This is a genomic window from Streptomyces sp. SID5910 (assembly GCF_009862125.1).
In the GTDB taxonomy this organism is placed as follows: domain Bacteria; phylum Actinomycetota; class Actinomycetes; order Streptomycetales; family Streptomycetaceae; genus Streptomyces.
Genome location: NZ_WWHX01000527.1, coordinates 1 through 331 on the forward strand (window position 1 = coordinate 1; position 331 = coordinate 331).

Sequence of the window (331 nt, forward strand, 5' to 3'; positions counted from 1 at the left end):
CACACCTCATCGAACGCCTCGGCGAAGACCGGGAAGGCCTCATACAGCCCCCGGCCCATCCCCACACGCTGACTGCCCTGCCCCGAGAACAACACCGCCAGCCGACCCGGCACCACCTGACCACTGACCACACCAGCAACCGGCTCACCCAACGCGAGCGCAGACAACCCAGCCCCGTCACCCGACAGGACGACAGCCCGGTGCTCGAACGCCGACCGCGCGGTCGCCAACGACCACGCCACATCGACGGGTTCGACATCCGACTCACTCAGGAAGGCAGCCAGACGCTCGCTCTGCCCCCGCAGCGCCGCCTCCGACTTCGCCGACACCA

At 68.9% G+C, this 331-nt stretch carries 1 protein-coding gene; it reads right to left on the reverse strand.

Features of this window, described 5'->3' with window-relative positions; translation table 11 throughout:
• Window positions 1–331 (reverse strand): CurL C-terminal domain-containing protein (locus GTW67_RS18500; protein ID WP_524539794.1); only part of this gene is annotated, 331 nt, incomplete at both ends.